15 protein-coding genes are annotated in these 16,923 nt (G+C 69.2%); 9 read left to right on the plus strand and 6 right to left on the minus strand.

Annotated elements, in window-relative coordinates; translation table 11 throughout:
* Positions 1 to 16: 16 nt before the first annotated feature.
* Positions 17 to 1,747: a hypothetical protein gene (locus tag DFO45_RS19245; protein WP_133866130.1), complete on the minus strand. Its 1,731-nt coding sequence runs from the start codon at positions 1,745 to 1,747 to the stop codon at positions 17 to 19.
* Positions 1,748 to 1,957: 210 nt separating this feature from the next.
* The gene (gene hpt / locus DFO45_RS19250) at positions 1,958 to 2,494 is read right to left on the minus strand and encodes a hypoxanthine phosphoribosyltransferase (protein WP_012173129.1); all 537 of its coding nucleotides are present in this window, start codon (positions 2,492 to 2,494) and stop codon (positions 1,958 to 1,960) included.
* Positions 2,495 to 2,662: 168 nt separating this feature from the next.
* On the opposite strand from hpt, the gene ftsE reads away from it, so the two are divergent.
* The 5 genes from ftsE to DFO45_RS19275 all read left to right on the plus strand — a co-directional run bounded on the left by ftsE (position 2,663) and on the right by DFO45_RS19275 (position 6,371).
* Entirely contained in the window at positions 2,663 to 3,322 is a 660-nt protein-coding gene (gene ftsE / locus DFO45_RS19255) for a cell division ATP-binding protein FtsE (RefSeq protein WP_043879814.1), read from the plus strand.
* Positions 3,315 to 4,286 (plus strand): ABC transporter permease, encoded by a 972-nt coding sequence (locus DFO45_RS19260; RefSeq protein ID WP_245518181.1) that lies wholly within the window; start codon positions 3,315 to 3,317, stop codon positions 4,284 to 4,286. The genes ftsE and DFO45_RS19260 overlap by 8 nt, the downstream gene beginning before the upstream one ends.
* A 70-nt stretch (positions 4,287 to 4,356) precedes the next feature.
* Positions 4,357 to 5,127, plus strand: a complete 771-nt coding sequence (locus DFO45_RS19265) for a YdcF family protein (RefSeq protein ID WP_133866131.1) — start codon at positions 4,357 to 4,359, stop codon at positions 5,125 to 5,127.
* Positions 5,124 to 5,897, plus strand: a complete 774-nt coding sequence (locus DFO45_RS19270; RefSeq protein WP_166657184.1) for a lysophospholipid acyltransferase family protein — start codon at positions 5,124 to 5,126, stop codon at positions 5,895 to 5,897. The genes DFO45_RS19265 and DFO45_RS19270 overlap by 4 nt, the downstream gene beginning before the upstream one ends.
* A gap of 57 nt (positions 5,898 to 5,954) precedes the next feature.
* On the plus strand, positions 5,955 to 6,371 hold the full coding sequence (locus tag DFO45_RS19275; protein ID WP_012173134.1) for a hypothetical protein: 417 nt from the start codon (positions 5,955 to 5,957) through the stop codon (positions 6,369 to 6,371).
* Between the two features lie 22 nt (positions 6,372 to 6,393).
* On the opposite strand, the gene DFO45_RS19280 is transcribed toward DFO45_RS19275, so the two are convergent.
* Positions 6,394 to 6,954, minus strand: a complete 561-nt coding sequence (locus DFO45_RS19280) for a gamma-glutamylcyclotransferase (protein ID WP_043880671.1) — start codon at positions 6,952 to 6,954, stop codon at positions 6,394 to 6,396.
* Positions 6,955 to 7,242: 288 nt separating this feature from the next.
* Between DFO45_RS19280 and DFO45_RS19285 the strand changes: the two genes are divergently transcribed.
* Positions 7,243 to 8,304, plus strand: coding sequence for a DUF2125 domain-containing protein (locus DFO45_RS19285; protein ID WP_133866132.1), 1,062 nt, complete (start codon positions 7,243 to 7,245; stop codon positions 8,302 to 8,304).
* Positions 8,305 to 8,524: 220 nt separating this feature from the next.
* Here DFO45_RS19285 and DFO45_RS19290 read toward each other — a convergent pair whose 3' ends face one another.
* From DFO45_RS19290 to DFO45_RS19300, 3 genes are read right to left on the minus strand one after another with little or no spacing between them, the layout of a single operon-like run.
* Positions 8,525 to 9,454 (minus strand): prephenate/arogenate dehydrogenase family protein, encoded by a 930-nt coding sequence (locus DFO45_RS19290; RefSeq protein WP_133866133.1) that lies wholly within the window; start codon positions 9,452 to 9,454, stop codon positions 8,525 to 8,527.
* Entirely contained in the window at positions 9,451 to 10,587 is a 1,137-nt protein-coding gene (gene hisC / locus DFO45_RS19295) for a histidinol-phosphate transaminase (RefSeq protein WP_133866134.1), read from the minus strand. The genes DFO45_RS19290 and hisC overlap by 4 nt, the downstream gene beginning before the upstream one ends.
* 13 nt (positions 10,588 to 10,600) lie before the next feature.
* On the minus strand, positions 10,601 to 11,458 hold the full coding sequence (locus DFO45_RS19300; protein ID WP_012173139.1) for a chorismate mutase: 858 nt from the start codon (positions 11,456 to 11,458) through the stop codon (positions 10,601 to 10,603).
* A 169-nt stretch (positions 11,459 to 11,627) separates the two neighbouring features.
* Between DFO45_RS19300 and DFO45_RS19305 the strand changes: the two genes are divergently transcribed.
* The 3 genes from DFO45_RS19305 to DFO45_RS19315 all read left to right on the plus strand — a co-directional run bounded on the left by DFO45_RS19305 (position 11,628) and on the right by DFO45_RS19315 (position 16,725).
* Positions 11,628 to 13,061, plus strand: a complete 1,434-nt coding sequence (locus tag DFO45_RS19305; RefSeq protein ID WP_166657185.1) for an oligosaccharide flippase family protein — start codon at positions 11,628 to 11,630, stop codon at positions 13,059 to 13,061.
* 107 nt (positions 13,062 to 13,168) lie between these two features.
* On the plus strand, positions 13,169 to 13,987 hold the full coding sequence (locus DFO45_RS19310) for an FAD binding domain-containing protein (RefSeq protein ID WP_133866136.1): 819 nt from the start codon (positions 13,169 to 13,171) through the stop codon (positions 13,985 to 13,987).
* Positions 13,984 to 16,725: a molybdopterin cofactor-binding domain-containing protein gene (locus DFO45_RS19315; RefSeq protein ID WP_133866137.1), complete on the plus strand. Its 2,742-nt coding sequence runs from the start codon at positions 13,984 to 13,986 to the stop codon at positions 16,723 to 16,725. The genes DFO45_RS19310 and DFO45_RS19315 overlap by 4 nt, the downstream gene beginning before the upstream one ends.
* The last annotated feature ends 198 nt before the right edge of the window (positions 16,726 to 16,923 follow it).

A 16,923-nucleotide genomic window follows, 5' to 3' on the forward strand; every position in this document is an offset into this window, starting at 1 on the left:
GGCGCGTCACCGCTCCTCAGGAGGCGAGCGGCGGCACGCCGGGCAGCGGCCCATGGCCGGCAAGGCGGGCGCAGGCCTCGATCCGGCGCAGCAGGGTCCAGTAGTCGCCGAACGGGAAAACCGGCGTGAGCCACGGCGCCATCTCCGTGTCGCTCATGGGCGTTTCCATCTCGGATTTCCCCCGCCGCTGGTCTTTGGTGACCCGCACGCCCTTCGCCGCATCGAGACGGGTCTGCCAGACGTGGATATGCCGTTCGAGGTCGTGCACTATGATCTCAAGGCGCCCCATCCGCCCTAGATCCCGCTGCTCGTCCTTGAAGGAGGCATGAAGGCCCCATCCCGGCGTGCGCAGGTTCACGAACACATCGAGCGGCGCGAGCATACCGGCATCTCTGCGGTCGCCCGGATTCGCCTGATCCCACACGCCATAATGGATGGTGAGAAGGTTCGCGGGAGACAGCCGGACCACCATGCAATAGCGGTCATGCGCCTCATGCCTCTGTTCGGCGTCCTCCCGCGACAACGGCACGAGGCGAATGAATGCGTCGCCTTGGTCCTGAAGCCGCTTCGAGAAGACGGGTACGTCCAGCTCTTCCGGTAGGGCACCATAGAGGTCGTCCGGCAGCGGCGCCCATGGCGCCAGCGGGAAGGGCGCCTCGTCGGTGCGGGCGGCACGGCTCGCCTTTGGCAATTCCACCGGAAACGGCGTCGGCTCCCAGATGGCCTTGAGCTTCAGGACCGACGCCATGTCCGCCTCGCGCCGGTGGTGGTCGGCGCACATGTCGGCGATGTCCCGGTCCAGATCGCCGCGCAGCTTACGCATGAGCTCAGCCTCATGCTCGCTCGTCACGGTGCGCTCGCCCTCCTCCACGAAGGCGGCGGCCTGTTCTGCCTCCCCGGCGAGGATGAGCGCGCGCACAAGCGCGATGATGTGCTCGCCATTGGGATGCTTGCGCACGCGCGTGACCCGAGCGAAATCGGAAAGGCTCGTCACGCTGGCGAGCGGCGTGAAAACCTGCTCGCGCAACTGGTCCAGCAGCAGCGGCTGGAAGTGCGGCTCCCAGATCTCCCATGCGCCGGGCAGTTGATCGTAGCTGGTGCAGGCCACGGTCGGGTCATACATGGGCATGAGCAGGCGATGGATGTCGACCGCGTAGCGGTCATAGCGACCGAGCGCGGCACCTCGCAGGACGTGGCGGACAGGCCGCATCACCAGGTAGCGGTCCACCAGCACCAGATCCTTCCGGGACTCCAGGAGGGGTCTGAGATACTCCCGCAGATGGATGGGGCTGGTGCCCCCCTTAAATCCAATTGCCCGCTCGCCCTCGAGCTGCGGCACGATCCATTTGAGCATGCCCCGCGCCTTCTCCACCGCCTCCTCGGCGGAGAACGGGCTCACGGCCTCGTCGTCCAGGACCACCGCACCGAGCATCGTCGCCAGCGCGGCAGCCGTGCAGAGGGCGGCCAGCCGTTCTTCGTCATCGCCACTCCAGCGAAATGTGACGGAGCGGTCGAAGGCCGGGTCCATGGCGCCGGCCATCAGCGCCAGCATCTCCGCATTGTCGAAGACGTCGAACTCGAACCCCGTGTCCACATGCTGGAGACGCATGGGCATGAAGCCCCGGTGCCCTTCCAGCGCGCCCTGCCCCGGAAGCGCGAAGGGAAAGTGCAATGCGTTGAACATCGCATTGACGGCCGTGCGCTCGGGCAACGGGCCGCTGAAAAAGACGTGGATCTCCGGAAACATGTGTCACCCCCGGCAATTGCCCATGGCCAAAAAGGCCGGCAGCCGGAGAATAGAACAAAATAGGAACAAAGCAACCAAAAGTTGAAATGGTGGCGCGGCGGCGCGGTTCCGCCCCACACGCCAATCACGCTGAACGATGGCAAGCGATAAACCGCTGCAACCTAAGCGCGGCGGAACGGCGCCGGCTCCCTCAGCCGGCGCCCGCGAGGCTCAGTCGAGCTGCTCGATATGGCCGATGAAGGGAAGCTGGCGGAACGCGTGGGCGACATCCATGCCGTAGCCGACCACGAACACGTCCGGCGTCATGAAGCCCACGTAGTCGGCGTCGATCTGCACCGCCCGCTTGCCGGGCTTCTCCAAGAGCACGCACACCTTCACCGTGCGGGCGCCGCGTGCCATCAGCAGGTCTTTCGCGAAGGCCAGCGTGCGACCGGATTCCAGAATGTCGTCCACCAGCAGCACGTCGCGGCCACGCACGTCGCTTTCCACATCCCGCAGGATGGTCACCTGGCCAGAGGAGACCTGCGCATCGCGATAGCTGGAGAGGTGCACGAACTCCATTTCCGGCGCCATGCCGGAGGCATGCATCGCCCGCAGAAGGTCGGCGGCGAACACGAACGAGCCTTTCAGCACCGCGACCACGAGCAGATTCTCGAAGCCCGCGCCGGCGATTTCGCTCGCCAGTTCCTTGTTGCGGGCGGCAATGCGGTTCTCGTCGAACAGAACTTTAACGGGTGGTAGGGACATGGTTCCTCCGTGACGGCCGAGCATGCCGCGCCGGACACCGATCGTCCAGCGCACCGCGCGCAGCCCTCCCATGGGCACGGCATGGCATGCTCATGCTTGATTCACCCTCTGGCCTTGCCGCTCTATGGTGGCGCGCGACGGCTTGGACGATTCGAGGAAGGTGCAGGGGTGGTCCGGTTCGAGAATGTGGGCCTGAGGTACGGCATGGGGCCGGAGGTGCTGAAGGACGTGACCTTCAGCATCGAGCCGAACTCGTTCCAGTTCCTCACCGGTCCCTCGGGCGCGGGCAAGACCACGCTGCTGCGCCTGCTCTTCCTCTCCATGAAGCCGACGCGTGGCCTCATCACCATGTTCGGCCGCGATGTCTCCTCGCTCGATCCGGACGAGGTGGCGGTCATCCGCCGCCGCATCGGCATCGTGTTCCAGGATTTCCGCCTGCTCGACCACTTCACGACCTATGAGAACGTGGCACTGCCGCTGCGCGTGCTCGGCAAGGAGGAGGCGAGCTACCGGGCGGAGGTGACGGAGCTCCTGCATTGGGTGGGCCTCGGCGACCGGATGCACGTGCTGCCCCCGGTGCTCTCGGGCGGCGAGAAGCAGCGCGCGGCCATCGCCCGCGCCCTCATTGGCCGGCCGGAATTCCTGCTGGCGGACGAGCCCACCGGCAATGTGGACCCGACGCTGGCCCGCCGCCTGCTGCGCCTTTTCGTGGAACTGAACCGCTCCGGCACCTCGGTTCTGCTCGCCACCCACGACATCGCGCTCATGGATCAGTTCGACGCGCGCCGGCTCGTGATCGCGGATGGACGGCTCTATGTCTATGACTGAGCCCCCCACCCCCCCGATCCCGGTGGCCGAGACGCCGCCAACCAAGGCCAAGGCCGCGCCCAAGCCCAAGGTGCCGCCGCCCACCCCCATCGTGCCCCGCGCGACCGTGGCGGGCCGTGCGCTGGTGGCGGTGGTCGCCATCATGACGTTTCTCGCCGCCATCACGGTGGGCGCGGTCATGGCCGTGCGCAGCACCGCCGAGGTCTGGCGCGCGGATGTCACGCGCGAGGTCACGATCCAGATCCGCGCCGGCGACAAGGCGGTGACGGACGCGCAGGTGAAGACCGCCGTGGACCTCGCCCGCCAGACGCCCGGCATCACCGAGGCCCATGTGCTGACCGAGCCGGAGACCGGCCGCCTGCTGGAGCCGTGGCTAGGCTCGGGCCTCGATTATTCGGACCTGCCGGTGCCGCGCATCGTGGTGCTGCGGCTCGACACCTCCTCGCCGCCTGATCTCGCGCGCCTGCGCCGCACGCTGACCGACCGCATCCCCACCGCCGCGCTGGACGACCACCGCACCTGGTCCCGCCGGCTGGGCGCCATGGCGGAAGGCGTCATGTTCACGGGCTTCGGCCTGCTGGCGCTGGTGGGCGCGGCCACCGTGCTCTCCGTGGTCTTCGCCACCCGCGCGGCGGTGGCCACGAACCGGGCGGTGGTGGAGGTGCTGCATTTCGTCGGCGCGCGGGACGGCTTCATCGCCGCCCAGTTCCAGCGCCACTTCCTCAAGGTGGGCACGCAGGGCGGCCTGCTCGGCGGGCTCTCCGCGGCGGCGCTGTTCGGCGGGCTCATGAGCCTGCCGCGCCTCGGCATCGGTGCCGATCCGGAAAGCCCCGGCATCCTCTCCTGGTTCGATCCCGGCTGGCTGGGCTTTGCCGGCATGGCCGTGGTGGTCGTGCTGATCGCGCTGGTGACGGCACTCACCTCCCGCGTCACCGTTTACCGGACGTTGAGGACGATCACCTGAGGCTTCACCGCCTCGGGCGCGGCACCGCGGCTCCTCGCGCCTGCCGCATTTATCGGGCATTCTGAACATCATGAGCGTGACGCAGCCGGCCTGTCACCAGAGCAGGCCAGACGACAAGGCCAAGGCGGGATCACGGCGCGGACCGACATTCTGGCTGCGCCGCGCGGCCCTGAGCCTTGCCTTCGTCTCCGGCACGCTGGCGCTGCTGTTCGTCGGCGGCTTCGTGGTCTTCACCACTGCCATCGCCCCGCGCGAGCCCGCCGGGCTCAAGCCGGCGGACGGCATCGTCGTGCTCACCGGCGGGGCTTCGCGCATCGCGGATGGCGTGCAACTGCTCGCTTCCGGCCACGGCCAGCGGCTTCTCATCAGCGGCGTCAACCGCACCACCTCGCAGGACGAGATCCGCCGCACCCTGCCCGACAACGAACACCTGCTGGACTGCTGCGTCGACCTCGGCCACCGGGCGCTCAACACCTTCGGCAACGCCATCGAGGCCGCCGAGTGGACGCGGGCGCAGGGCTTCCGCTCCCTCGTGGTGGTCACCTCCGCCTGGCACATGCCCCGCGCTTTGGTGGAACTCGGCCGCGCGCTGCCGGAAGTCGAGCTCGTCGCCTATCCTGTGGTGACGGACCGCATGCAGTCCGGCGGCTGGTGGACCGATCCCCAGACCGTGAAGCTCCTCCTCAAGGAGTATTTGAAGTACATGATGGCCATGGCGAAGATCCGCCCCGCCCAGGCGGTCGCGCCCAAGGCCACCGTGTCCACCTCCGCCGCCACGCCCGGCGGCCGGCAGGCGTCGGTGTCCGCACCGGTCCATGGGGGCGACGGGAAGCCCGAGTGATCCTGCTGCGTTCGCTGCTGTTCCAGTTTCTGTTCTACAGCTTCACCATCCTCTACATGCTGGTGTTCCTGCCGGCCCTGCCCTTCGTCACGCGCCGGCAGATGTGGCGCCTCGTGGTGCTGCCGTGGTCGCGCGGCACGGGCTGGCTGCTGCGGACGATCGCCGGAACGCACGTGGAGATCACGGGACGCGAGAACATCCCCGACGGGCCGCTGCTCATCGCCTCCAAGCACCAGTCGGCGTGGGAGACCATCGCCCTGCTGCCGCTGTTCTCGGACGCCACCTTCATCCTCAAACGGGAACTGATGTGGCTGCCGGTCTTCGGCTGGTACGCCGCCAAGGGCGACGTCATTCCCATCAACCGGGGCGCCCGCGCCGCCGCGCTGAAGGCCATGACCGTCCGCGCCCGCGAGGAACTCGCCAAGGGCCGGCAGATCATCATCTTTCCCGAGGGTACCCGCCGCCCGCCGGGCGCGCCGCCGGCCTACAAATTCGGCGTCGCCCATCTCTATGCGGCCTTCGGCGTGCCCTGCCTGCCGGTGGCGCTCAATTCCGGCCTTTACTGGCCGCGCAACGCCCTCGTGCGCCGGCCCGGCACCATCCGTGTCGAGATATTGCCGCCTATCCCGCCCGGCCTGAAGCGTGAAGCCTTCTTCGAGCGACTGCAGGCGGACATCGAACCCGCCAGCGACCGCCTGCTGGCGCTGGGTCGTGCCGAACTGGGCATGACCGCGCCGGAAATGCCTCCGCAGGCGGAATTATCCCCGTAACCATACCTTGTGGAAAACTCTTGCCGAGGGCCAGAGAAGCGTTCTAGTTTCGTTCTCATGAACGCCACTGATTCGCTCCTCATCCCCCTGATTGATGCCGGTCCGCTGACCGGCCTGAGCGAAGCTGCGCTTGGTGCGCGCTATCGTTTCTGGCGCGATCAGGACGGCGTCCGGCACGTGTTCTCCGTCTATCCGACCGAAGAGGCCCCCGATTATCCGGAGGCGCTGGCCATTGCCGTGCGGCGCACGCCGGCGGGTTCCATCGCGGTGTGGGCGGGCAAGCCGGGCGAGGCGGCGGTGCGCGCCGCCAAGCGCAATCTGGCGGAAGAAATCCACATCCATGTCTTCGGCGAAGGCGGCGCGGACACGCTGCGCACGCTTCTCAACCGCCGCACCCTGTCCACCGATCCGCTGGCGCTCCCGCCGCCGGTCGCCGCCCATGCCGTAGCAGCAGGACGCCGCCAGGCCGCCTGAGGCGTAACGGCGGGGGGAGGGGCTAGGCCTGACCGCCGCGCAGGTGGTGGGCGATCCAGCTCAGGCCCCGGTCCTCGATGCCCATGGTGGCAAGCGCATCCACGGTCGCCAGCACATAATCGCGGTTCGGCCCCGAACGGCCGTGCGAGCGGCGCACCAGATGCAACTGGTCCTCCAGCGAGAGGCCGCGGGCATATTGCGGATGCGCCCGGTTCGCCACATAGGCCACCGCCGAGGCGGCGAGATCCTCGTGCCCTTTCAGCCGCACGCGGCGCGACGTCTCCCGATAGACGCCGGAAATCTGTTCCCGCTCCGTGAGATAGGCATGCACCTGCGGCCAGTCCGCCGCCGCCACGCGATAGGCCACGCCCTTGCACGAGCCGCCGAGATCGAGCCCCAGCACGAGGCCGGGATGCTCCGGCGTGCCGCGATGGTGGAAGGAATAGATGCAGAGCGCGCGGTGCGCCCCGAGCAAGGTCGCCTCCACCCGCTCGGCGAAAGGAAAGCCGGGGTTCCAGATCAGCGAGCCATAGCCGAACACCCACGGATCATGCGCCGGAACCGGCACTGGGGGATGCGACATACGCGGCGAGGGCGAATCGGCGGACATGACGGGATGGAACTCGGGGCTGTTACCGCAAAGGCGAAGCAGGCTTCTCGCCTGATTGATCCGGCGATTATGCGGCGAAAGCAACGCCCGCCTGCGGAAAGTCGCGGGTTTGTCCCGTGGCAGGACGGCGCGCGCCATCAAAGGTGCGGCAACGGGGGCGGCTTGGGCCTTCAACTGGCCTTCAACATGTTCTAGAGCCTGAGTTCATCCTGCCTGCCCGTCGCCTGCCGGCAGCCCGACGCATCGACACGAAGGGAAAGCATGACTGTCTCCGAACCCGCGCCCCGGCGCCGGCGACCCTGGATCATCGCCCTCCCCCTGGTGCTGCTGCTCCTCATTGCCGCCGGCTGGTCCGGCCTGTGGGTCTATGCCGCCCGCACCGCGGACGGCGAGATCGACGCCTGGCTTGCCCGCGAGAAGCTGCTCGGCCGGGAATGGTCCTGCTCCGAGCGGGCGCTGGAGGGCTTTCCCTTCCGCTTCGAGCTGATGTGCCGCGATCCCGTTCTCGTGACCAAGGGCGGCGACAGCTTCCGCATTTCCGCCGCCGGCGCGCGCGCCGTGGCGCAGATCTGGGACCCGAGCCATATCGTCGCCGAGTTCGCCTCGCCCGCCCGGATCGAGGATCAGGTGACGGGGCAGGTCTACACGGCCTCCTGGTCGCTGCTGCAGATGAGCGGCATCGGCAATTCCACCGGGCAGCCGCAGCGGCTCGACATCGTGGTCAACAATCCGCTGGTGGAACAGGCCCCCGGAAACGCCGCCACCAACCCCATGTTCTCCGCCAAGCAGCTGGAGGCCCATGCCCGCCGCCGCCCCGGTGAGAACGGCGCGCGCGACGGCATCGACCTCGCCTTCTCCCTCGCCGGCGCGGAAAGCCCGATGATGGCGGGCGCCGGCAGCTCCGGCCCGGTGGATGTGGCGCTCCAGATGACCGTCACGGCCGCGGACGACCTGCGCCCCATGTCGGTGAAGGACCGGCTGCGGGCCTGGGCCATGTCCGGCGGCGTGGTGCAGCTCCAGGGCTTTGCGGTCACAACGCCGAAGGCCGCCGCCAACGCCACCGGCGCACTGCTGGTGGATGCGCAGGGCCGCCTCAACGGGCAGCTGGCGCTCGGCTTCTCGGGTATCGAGGAAGTGCTGCGGAACCTGAGCAAGACCGGCTTCATCTCGCCGGAGATCGTGCCCATCGTCGGCGCCCTGGCCATGGCCGGCAAGCCGGGCGAAGTCGCCGGCCGCAAGGGCGTGACCTTCAACATCAATTTCGATCAGGGCGCGCTGAAGCTCGGCAAGATCCCCGTCGGCATCGTCCCGCCGCTGTTCTGAGGTGGCGGAACGGGGGCCCGGGTGAACGCCCGGGGCCACTGAGCCGTCCCTTTAAGCATTGGACTGGCGCCCTCCCCTCACGCGTAACGCGCCCCCTCCCCCCTTGCGGGGGAGGGTGGTCGCGCGTGTGGGGAAGCGGACACCCGGAAGAAGGGCGAACGGAGAAGGAGTTGACGCTGGAGGGCGTTGCGTCGGCACCGACCGGAACGCCCCGGCCGTCCTACTTCTTCGCCGCCACCAGATGGCGGCCGAAGTCCGGCGCCGCCGTTTCCTGGCCCTGCTCGATGATGGAGCGGCGGATGGCGCGGGTGCGGGTGAAGTGGTCGAACAGCGTCTGGCCGTCGCCATAGCGGATCGCCCGCTGGAGGGCCGTGAGGTCCTCCGTGAAGCGGCCGAGCATCTCCAGCACCGCCTCGCGATTGTAGAGGAACACGTCGCGCCACATGGTCGGATCGGACGCCGCGATGCGCGTGAAGTCGCGGAAGCCGCCGGCCGAGAACTTGATGACCTCGGAGGTCAGCGTCTGTTCGAGGTCCGCCGCCGTGCCCACGATGTTGTAGGCGATGAGGTGCGGCAGGTGGGAGGTGATGGCCAGCACCAGATCATGGTGCTGCGGCGACATGGTCTCCACATTCGCGCCCATGCCGCTCCACAGCGCGGAGAGCCGCTCCACCGCCGCCGGATCGGCATCCGCCACCGGCGTCACGATGCACCAGCGGTTCTCAAACAGACTGGCAAAGCCCGCATCGGGGCCGGAGAATTCCGTGCCGGCCACCGGATGGGCGGGCACCAGATGGGCGTGGGCGGGCACGTGGGGAGCCATCTGCTCCACCACCGCCGCCTTCACCGAGCCGACGTCGGAGAGGATGGCACCCGGCTTCAGCGCCGGGCCGATCTCCGCCGCCACGGCGCCGGACGCACCGACCGGCACGCAGACGATGACGATGTCCGCATCCGCGACGGCTTCCGCCGCCGTCTCCGGCACCTCGTCCGCAAAGCCCAGTTCACGAACGCGGGCCCGCACGCCCGCATCGCGGTCGGCCACGACAACGGTGCCGGCCAGCCCCTTCTCGCGCACGGCGCGGGCGACGGACGAGCCGATCAGTCCCGCGCCGATGATCGCCAGGCGCCCGACGAGAGGTGCGCTCACCGCTCCGCCCCGGAGAGGAAGTCGGAGAGGGCCTGCACCACGAGGCGGTTGGCTTCCTCGGTGCCGATGGTCATGCGCAGGGAATCCGGCAGGCCATAGGAGGCGACCGCGCGCAGGATGAGGCCGCGCCGGGTGAGGAAGGCATCCGCCTCTGCTGCCGTGCGGCCGGGCGTCTTCGGGAAATGGATGAGCACGAAGTTGCCGACGCTGGGCGTGACCGTGAGGCCGAGCGCGGTGAGCTCGGTGGTCAGCCAGGACAGCCACTGGTCGTTGTGGGCGATGGAACGCTCCACATGCTCGGCGTCCAGAATAGCCGCCGCGCCCGCCGCAATGGCCGGGGCGTTCATGTTGAACGGGCCACGGATGCGGTTGAGGGCGTCGATCACCGCCTCGGACGCCACCGCCCAGCCGATGCGCAGCGCGGCGAGGCCGTGGATCTTGGAGAAGGTGCGGCACATGATGACGTTCTCGGCGGAGAGCGCGAGTTCAAGGCCGGTCTCGTAATCGTTGCGGCGGACGTATTCGCTATAGGCGGCGTCGAGCACCAGCAGCACGTTCGGCGGCAGCGCGGCATGCAGGCGGCGCACCTCGTTGAACGGCAGGTAGGTGCCGGTGGGGTTGTTGGGATTGGCGAGGAAGATCACGCGGGTGCGCTCGGTCACCGCACCGATGATGGCATCCACGTCCATCTGGAGATCTTCGCGGTCCGGCACGACGACCGGTACGCCGCCGGCACCCAGCGTCGCGATCTTGTAGACGAGGAAGCCGTGGGCGCAGTGGATCGCCTCGTCACCGGGGCCGACATAGGCGTGGGCGATGAGGTTCAGGATCTCGTCGGAGCCGGCACCGCAGATGATGCGGTCCGGGTCGATGCCCATGGCCTTGCCGATGGCCTCGCGCAGCGCCGTGGAGGAGCCGTCGGGATAATCCTGCAGGTTCGTGCCGGCGCTCTGGAAGGCGGCGATGGCCTTCGGGCTCGGGCCGAGCGGCGTCTCGTTGGAAGAGAGCTTGAACACCTTCTCCACACCCGCCGCATGGCTCTTGCCCGGCACATAGGCCGAAATGGCCAGCACGCCGGGGCGCGGCTCGGGACGGGCGGGGTGACGCGGGGTCTCTTTGGCGGAAACGGACATAACCTGCTCCAGATCAGGGCCGGGCGATGCCGGCGCTGTCCATGCCGAAACGATAGGGGGCGGCATGGCTCCCCACGGGAATGAAGGATCGGACGCTGGCGCCGCTCTGGCGCAGCACATCCTGCACGGTGCCGCCGTCCGTGCCCCGCACGGAGACGAGCAGGGCCGCGCCGTCGAGCGCGCCGTCGGCCACCGCCAGCACTTCGGCGTGGGTCGCCACCGCAGCGGCCGCGCGGGCGCTCCAGCCGGCGACGCGCACGCTGAAGGTGGACACCTCGGTCACCGCCGCATCGGCGATGGGATGGGAGACCACGAACACCGGGAGGCCGGCGGGATGGTCCGCCCGCTCCACGAAGGGCAGGCGGGCGATGATCTTGGGCGCCGTCACGCCCTCGAGGGCGGTCCACCAGGCATCAGAGCCCGGAACCATGGCGGCGGGCAGGAGGCCGAGGTCGCCGCGCGAGGCGGCCACCGCCTCCACCACCGCCCGCGCGCCCATGTGCGGCACGAAAGGCGCGGTGAAGCCGAAGTGGAAGCGCGCGCTGTCGCGCATCAGAGGCTCGCCCACCGAGAGGTCGGCGTGCACGGAATAGGGCGCCTGCACATAGGTGAAGGTGGCGATGATGACGCGCCAGATGCTCTCCACCGTGTCGAGCGGCAGCAGGCCGTGATGACGCTCCACGAGGCTGCGCATCATCGACGCCTCGCGCGCCGGGCGGAAGGCGGAACCCTCGGTCTGGGTGCGCTTCACCTGCACCAGCCGGTCGATGATCTCGCTCCGCTCCATGAGCAGGCGATGCATCGTCTCGTCGATGCGGTCGATCTCGGCGCGGAGGTCGGCGAGGGAAGGGGTCTTCGCTGCGTCAGTCATGGGAACCCACGGAAACGCCGCGACCTGTAGCGTCAGACGGCCGTCGAATCAAAGCATTGTTTCGGGAGGGCACCCGTGCGCGCGGCGCACGGCGCGGTCGGGGCGCTGGTATCGACATGGACTTCCGCGTCCGGATCGGCCATGCGGGGGAGGAAGCGGGAGGCATCACGTGGCGGGCGCCATACGCGAGACGCTCTATTACACGGTCGGGCTGGTGGTGCTGCGGGCCATCGGCCTCGTCATGCTCCCGGTCAACACCTACTTCCTCTCCAGCGCTGAATACGGCCGACTGGAGGTGCTGCTCTCCTTCATCGACGTGGGCGCGCTGTTCTTCAGCCTCGCCTTGCCCTCGGCCCTCGCCCGCTTCGTCGGCGACGAGCAGACCTGGGAGGCGCGCAAGGCCGTGTGCGCCGAATATACCGGCCTCGCCCTTATCGTCAGCGGCGTGCTGGTGGCGTTGGGCGCGGCCTTCTCCCATCCCATCACCGGCCTGCTGCCCGAAAAGGTGAGCCAGACCGAATTCCTGCTGCTGCTCGCCGCCATCTGCCTCGAAGGCGTGCTCGGCGTCGGGCTCACCTGGATGCGCATCCGGGGAGCGGCGGGCACCTTCCTCGCCATGTCGCTCAGCCGCGCGCTGGGACAAGCGGCGCTCTCGGCCACGCTGCTGGTGCTGGGCTTCGGCGTGGAGGGCGTGCTCATCGCCTCGGCCACTGCGGCGCTGGCGCAGGGCGCGGCCATGATGGTCTATCTCGCCCGCGACTGCGGCATCTCGCTGCGCTTCGCCCGCTGGCGGGAGATGCTCATCTATTGCGGCCCGCTGCTGCTCTCCGCCCTCGCCGCCTTCGTGCTCGGCTCCTATGACCGCTGGGTGCTGGCCGGACATGTGAGCCCGGAGGACATCGCGCTCTATGGCGTCGCCGGACGGCTCGGCGCGCTGACGGCGGTGCTGCTCCAGCCCTTCCACATGTGGTGGTTCCCCAAGCGCTTCATCGTGCTGGCGGAAGAGAACGGCGCCGAACGCAGCGCCGACATCGTGTCGCTGGGCCTGCTCATCGTGCTCGGCGCCTTCGTGGGGGTAAGTCTGGGCGGGCCGTTTGCGGTGCATGTGCTGACGCGCGAGGCTTATTGGGGGGCGAGCGCCTTCATCGCCTTCATCGCCCTCAACTATGCCATTCAGGAGACCGGCAGCCTGCTGGAGATCGGCTGTTATCTGAGGAAGGACGGCTTTGCGCCGCTCCTCATCAACCTGATCGGCGCGGGCCTCGCCATCCTGTTCTATTTCACACTGATCCCACGCTATGGCGTGCCGGGCGCCATCGCCGCGACGCTGATCGCCCAGAGCGTGCGCGTGGTCCTCACCTGGGCGGTCTCGCGCCATTACGCGCCCATCCCTTATCGCTTCGCCCGGCTCGGCCTCGTGAGCGCGGTGGCGCTCGCCCTCACAGCGCTCGCCGCTTTGACCCTGCACCCGCTGGTGATGCCGCTCGGCGCGCTGGTGATCCTGCCGCTCATCGGCTGGATGGCGGTGCGGCTCAAGCTGCTGCCCCGCCTCGACCCCGCCGAACTGCCCGAACCACTGCGCCGCCGGCTCAAGCTGGGGTAGCGTCCCTCGACAGAGGTCATGCCTGGGCTCGTCCGGCGGCGTGCTTCTTGCTTCGGGGGCGGGAGAATGGGACACCGGAGGCAACCGGTCCCGCAGCGCGAAGGCCCATGGATCTCAACACCGTCACCGCCCTCCACCGGCCCCGGACCCGTGACGAGATCGGCCCCTTTCGGGCGGGCGATGCCTTTCTTGCGGGCGGAACCGCCCTGTTTGCGGCACCCGATCCCGCGCTCTCCCGCCTCATCGACCTGCCGGCGCTGAACTGGCCGCCGGTCACGCTGACGACGGATGGCGTCGAGATCGCCGCCACCTGCACTTTCGCGGAACTGGAAGAGGCGTCGCTGCCCCCTCGCCTCTCGGCGCTGGCGGCGCGCTGCTGCGGCGCGCTGTACGGGTCGTTCAAGGTGCGCGCGGCGGCGACCATTGGCGGAAATCTGTGCACCGCGCTCGCCGCCGCACCCATGGCGGCCTTCGCGGTGGCGCTCGACGCGGAGCTGCTGATCTGGCGGCCAGAGGGCGGCGGCCGCACGCTGCCGGCGCGCAATTTCATCCTCGGCCCCACAAGCACGCGGCTGGAAAAAGGCGAATTGCTGCGCAGCATTCTCGTGCCGGCTTGCAATATGGATGTCCGCTGGGCCTTCCGCCGCATCGCGCTGAATGAGCTTGGCCGCTCCGCCGCGCTGGTCATCGGGACGCAGGACGGGGCGGGCCGCTTCGCCCTTACCATCACCGCGTCCACGCCCCGGCCGGTCCGCCTCGACTTCCCCGCCTTGCCAGACGCCGAGACGCTTCTCGACGCCCTCGACGCCGCCGTTTCGCCCGTCGGCTGGTATGACGACGTGCATGGCGATCCGCTCTGGCGGGCCCACATGACGCGGCTTTTTGCGCAGCAAATCCGCAGCGAGCTGGCGGGAGAGGCGGCATGAGCGGCCTCCTGCTCAATGGCCGGAACATCGAGGCCGCCCCGCGCGCCGGCCAGTGCCTTCGCACCTTCCTGCGCGATCTCGGCGCCTTCGGCGTCAAGCGCGGCTGCGATGTGGGCGATTGCGGCGCCTGCACCGTGCTGCTCGACGGCGCGCCGGTGCACAGCTGCATCACGCCCGCCTTCCGGGCGCTGGGGCGCAGCGTCACCACCATCGAGGGGCTTGCGGACGGCAATGATCTCCATCCCGTGCAGCAGGCCTTTCTCGACGCGCAGGGCTTCCAGTGCGGCTATTGCACGGCGGGGCAGGTGCTCACGGTGGCCGCGCTCAATCAGTCCCAGCGGCAGGACCTGCCCGCCGCGCTGAAGGGCAATCTCTGCCGCTGCACGGGCTATCGCGCGATTGCTGACGCGGTCGCCGGCACCGCCCACGCGGAACATCCCGAGGCGGGCGCCGCCTGCGGGCGCAGCATCAACGCCCCGGCGGCGCGGGCCATCCTCACCGGCGCGGCGCGCTATACGCTGGATGTCGAGGTGCCCGGCCTCACCCACCTGAAGCTCGTCCGCTCGCCCCATGCCCATGCCCGCATCCGCGCCATCGACACGGCGGCCGCGCTGGCGGTGCCGGGCGTGGTCGCCGTGCTGACCCATAAGGATGCGCCGCCCGTCCTCTATTCCTCGGCCCGGCATGAGATCGCCACCGACGACGTGGACGACACCCGCATCCTCGACGATGTGGTGCGCCATGTGGGCCAGCGCGTCGCCGCCGTGATCGCGGAGACGGTCGCTGCCGCCGAGGAGGCCTGCCGGCGGATCGTCGTCGATTACGAGGTGCTTCCCGCCGTCTTCGATCCCGAGGCCGCCCGCAAGCCCGGCGCGCCGCTGGTGCATGGGGAGAAGGGCGCTGAGAGCCGCATCTTCGATCCCGCCCGCAACATCGTCGCGCATCTGGAAGGCGAGGTGGGCGATGTGGCGGCGGGCTTTGCGGCGGCAGACGTGGTGGTGGAGGAGACGCTGGAAAGCCAGCGCCTCCAGCACGCGCATCTCGAAACCCACTGCGCCATCGGCTGGCGTGATGAGGACGGCCGGCTCGTCATCCGCTCGTCCACGCAGGTGCCTTTCCTCACCCGCGATGCGCTCGCCACCGTGCTCGGCCTGCCGCGCGAAGCCGTGCGCGTGTTCACCGGGCAGGTGGGCGGCGGCTTCGGCGGCAAGCAGGAAATGCTGGTGGAGGACATCGTCGGTCTCGCCGTGCTGAAGACGGGGCGGCCGGTGCAACTGGAACTCACCCGCGAAGAACAGTTCGCCGCCACCACCTCCCGCCACCCCATGAGGGTGCGGGTGAAGCTGGGCGCGAGGTCGGACGGCACGCTCACCGCCTTCGAGATGGACGTGCTCTCGAACACGGGGGCCTATGGGAATCACGGCGTCGGCACGCTGTTTCACGGCTGCAACGAATCGGTGCAGGTCTATCGCTGCCCCAACAAGAAGGTCACGGGCGAGGCGGTCTATACCCACACGCTGCCCTCCGGCGCCTTCCGGGGCTATGGCCTCAGCCAGACCATCTTCGCCATTGAGAGCGCCATGGACGAACTGGCGCGCCGGCTCGATCTCGACCCGTTCGAGCTCAGGCGGCGGAACGTCATCCGGCCGGGCGATCCGATGGTGGCCTGGAGCCTCCATCCGCACGACATCGAATATGGCAGCTACGGCCTCGACCAGTGCCTGAACCTCGTGGAAGCGGCGCTCGCCGGCCCACACGATCCCCCGCCCGAAGGGCCGGACTGGCAGGTGGGCCGGGGCATGGCGCTCGCCATGATCGACACCATCCCCCCGCGCGGCCACCACGCCCATGCCCGCCTGAGGCTGGCGGCGGATGGCGCTTATGAGCTGGCGGTCGGCACGGTGGAGTTCGGCAACGGCAGCCACACGGTCCACGCCCAGATCGTCGCCGAGGCGATGGGCACCCGCCCCGAGGCCATCCGCCTCGTCACCTCTGACACGGATGCGGTGGCCCATGACACGGGCGCCTATGGCAGCACCGGCATCGTGGTGGCCGGCCGCGCGGCGCTGGATGCGGCGGAAAAGCTCAAGGCCGCCGTTCTCTCTTTCGCTGCCGGTCGGGCCGGCATTGCGGCGGACGCCTGCCGGCTGACAGCGGAGGGTGTGGTGCTGCCGGATGGCGGGCTCCTTCCCCTTGCCGATCTCGCCCGGGCGGCGGAGGCGGCGGGCGTGCCGCTCGCGGCGGAAGGCGTCAGCAACGGCTCGCCCCGCTCCATCGCCTTCAACGTCCATGGCTTCGTGGTAGCGGTGAACGGCGAGACGGGCGAAGTGCGCATCCTCCAAAGCGTGCAGGCGGCGGATGCGGGGCGGGTGCTGAACCCCATGCAGTGCCGGGGGCAGGTGGAGGGCGGCGTGGCGCAGGCTTTGGGCGCCGCGCTGTTCGAGGACCTCGTCATCGACAACGCCGGGTCGGTGGTGAACCCCGCCTTCCGCCACTATCACATCCCCGCCTTCGCCGATGTGCCGTGCACGGACGTGCTGTTCGCGGACACCCAGGACCGGCTGGGGCCCTTCGGGGCCAAATCCATGAGCGAGAGCCCGTTCAATCCGGTGGCGGCGGCGCTGGGCAACGCCATCCGCGATGCGACGGGCGTGCGTCTGCGGGCGACGCCCTTCGCGCGGGATCGCGTGTTCCGGGCGCTGAAGGCGGCGCGGGAGGCTGGGACGGAGAGGGTGTGATTTTCGGAGGGGGCGTCAGGGCGGAGGGGGCATTACCCCCCTCCCCGGCCCTCCCCCGCAAGGGGGGAGGGAGCAGCCCGACCGAAGAGGTCGCGCGCAGAGCCGCGCTCGGGAAAAGCCCTCCCCCCTTGCGGGGGAGGGTTGGGAGGGGGGTAATGCCCTCAGGGGTAGAGATGATCACCTCGCCCATGCGATCAG

It is taken from the genome of Azorhizobium sp. AG788 (assembly GCF_004364705.1).
Lineage (GTDB): Bacteria > Pseudomonadota > Alphaproteobacteria > Rhizobiales > Xanthobacteraceae > Azorhizobium > Azorhizobium caulinodans.

Coding starts and splice junctions, on each gene's coding strand:
- DFO45_RS19245 (WP_133866130.1), bottom strand. CDS start 1,747: ATGTTTCCGGAGATCCACGTCTTTTTCAGCGGCCCGTTGCCCGAGCGC.
- hpt (WP_012173129.1), bottom strand. CDS start 2,494: ATGTCCCTACCACCCGTTAAAGTTCTGTTCGACGAGAACCGCATTGCC.
- DFO45_RS19260 (WP_245518181.1), top strand. CDS start 3,315: ATGACTGAGCCCCCCACCCCCCCGATCCCGGTGGCCGAGACGCCGCCA.
- DFO45_RS19265 (WP_133866131.1), top strand. CDS start 4,357: ATGAGCGTGACGCAGCCGGCCTGTCACCAGAGCAGGCCAGACGACAAG.
- DFO45_RS19275 (WP_012173134.1), top strand. CDS start 5,955: ATGAACGCCACTGATTCGCTCCTCATCCCCCTGATTGATGCCGGTCCG.
- DFO45_RS19280 (WP_043880671.1), bottom strand. CDS start 6,954: ATGTCGCATCCCCCAGTGCCGGTTCCGGCGCATGATCCGTGGGTGTTC.
- DFO45_RS19285 (WP_133866132.1), top strand. CDS start 7,243: ATGACTGTCTCCGAACCCGCGCCCCGGCGCCGGCGACCCTGGATCATC.
- hisC (WP_133866134.1), bottom strand. CDS start 10,587: ATGTCCGTTTCCGCCAAAGAGACCCCGCGTCACCCCGCCCGTCCCGAG.
- DFO45_RS19300 (WP_012173139.1), bottom strand. CDS start 11,458: ATGACTGACGCAGCGAAGACCCCTTCCCTCGCCGACCTCCGCGCCGAG.
- DFO45_RS19310 (WP_133866136.1), top strand. CDS start 13,169: ATGGATCTCAACACCGTCACCGCCCTCCACCGGCCCCGGACCCGTGAC.
- DFO45_RS19315 (WP_133866137.1), top strand. CDS start 13,984: ATGAGCGGCCTCCTGCTCAATGGCCGGAACATCGAGGCCGCCCCGCGC.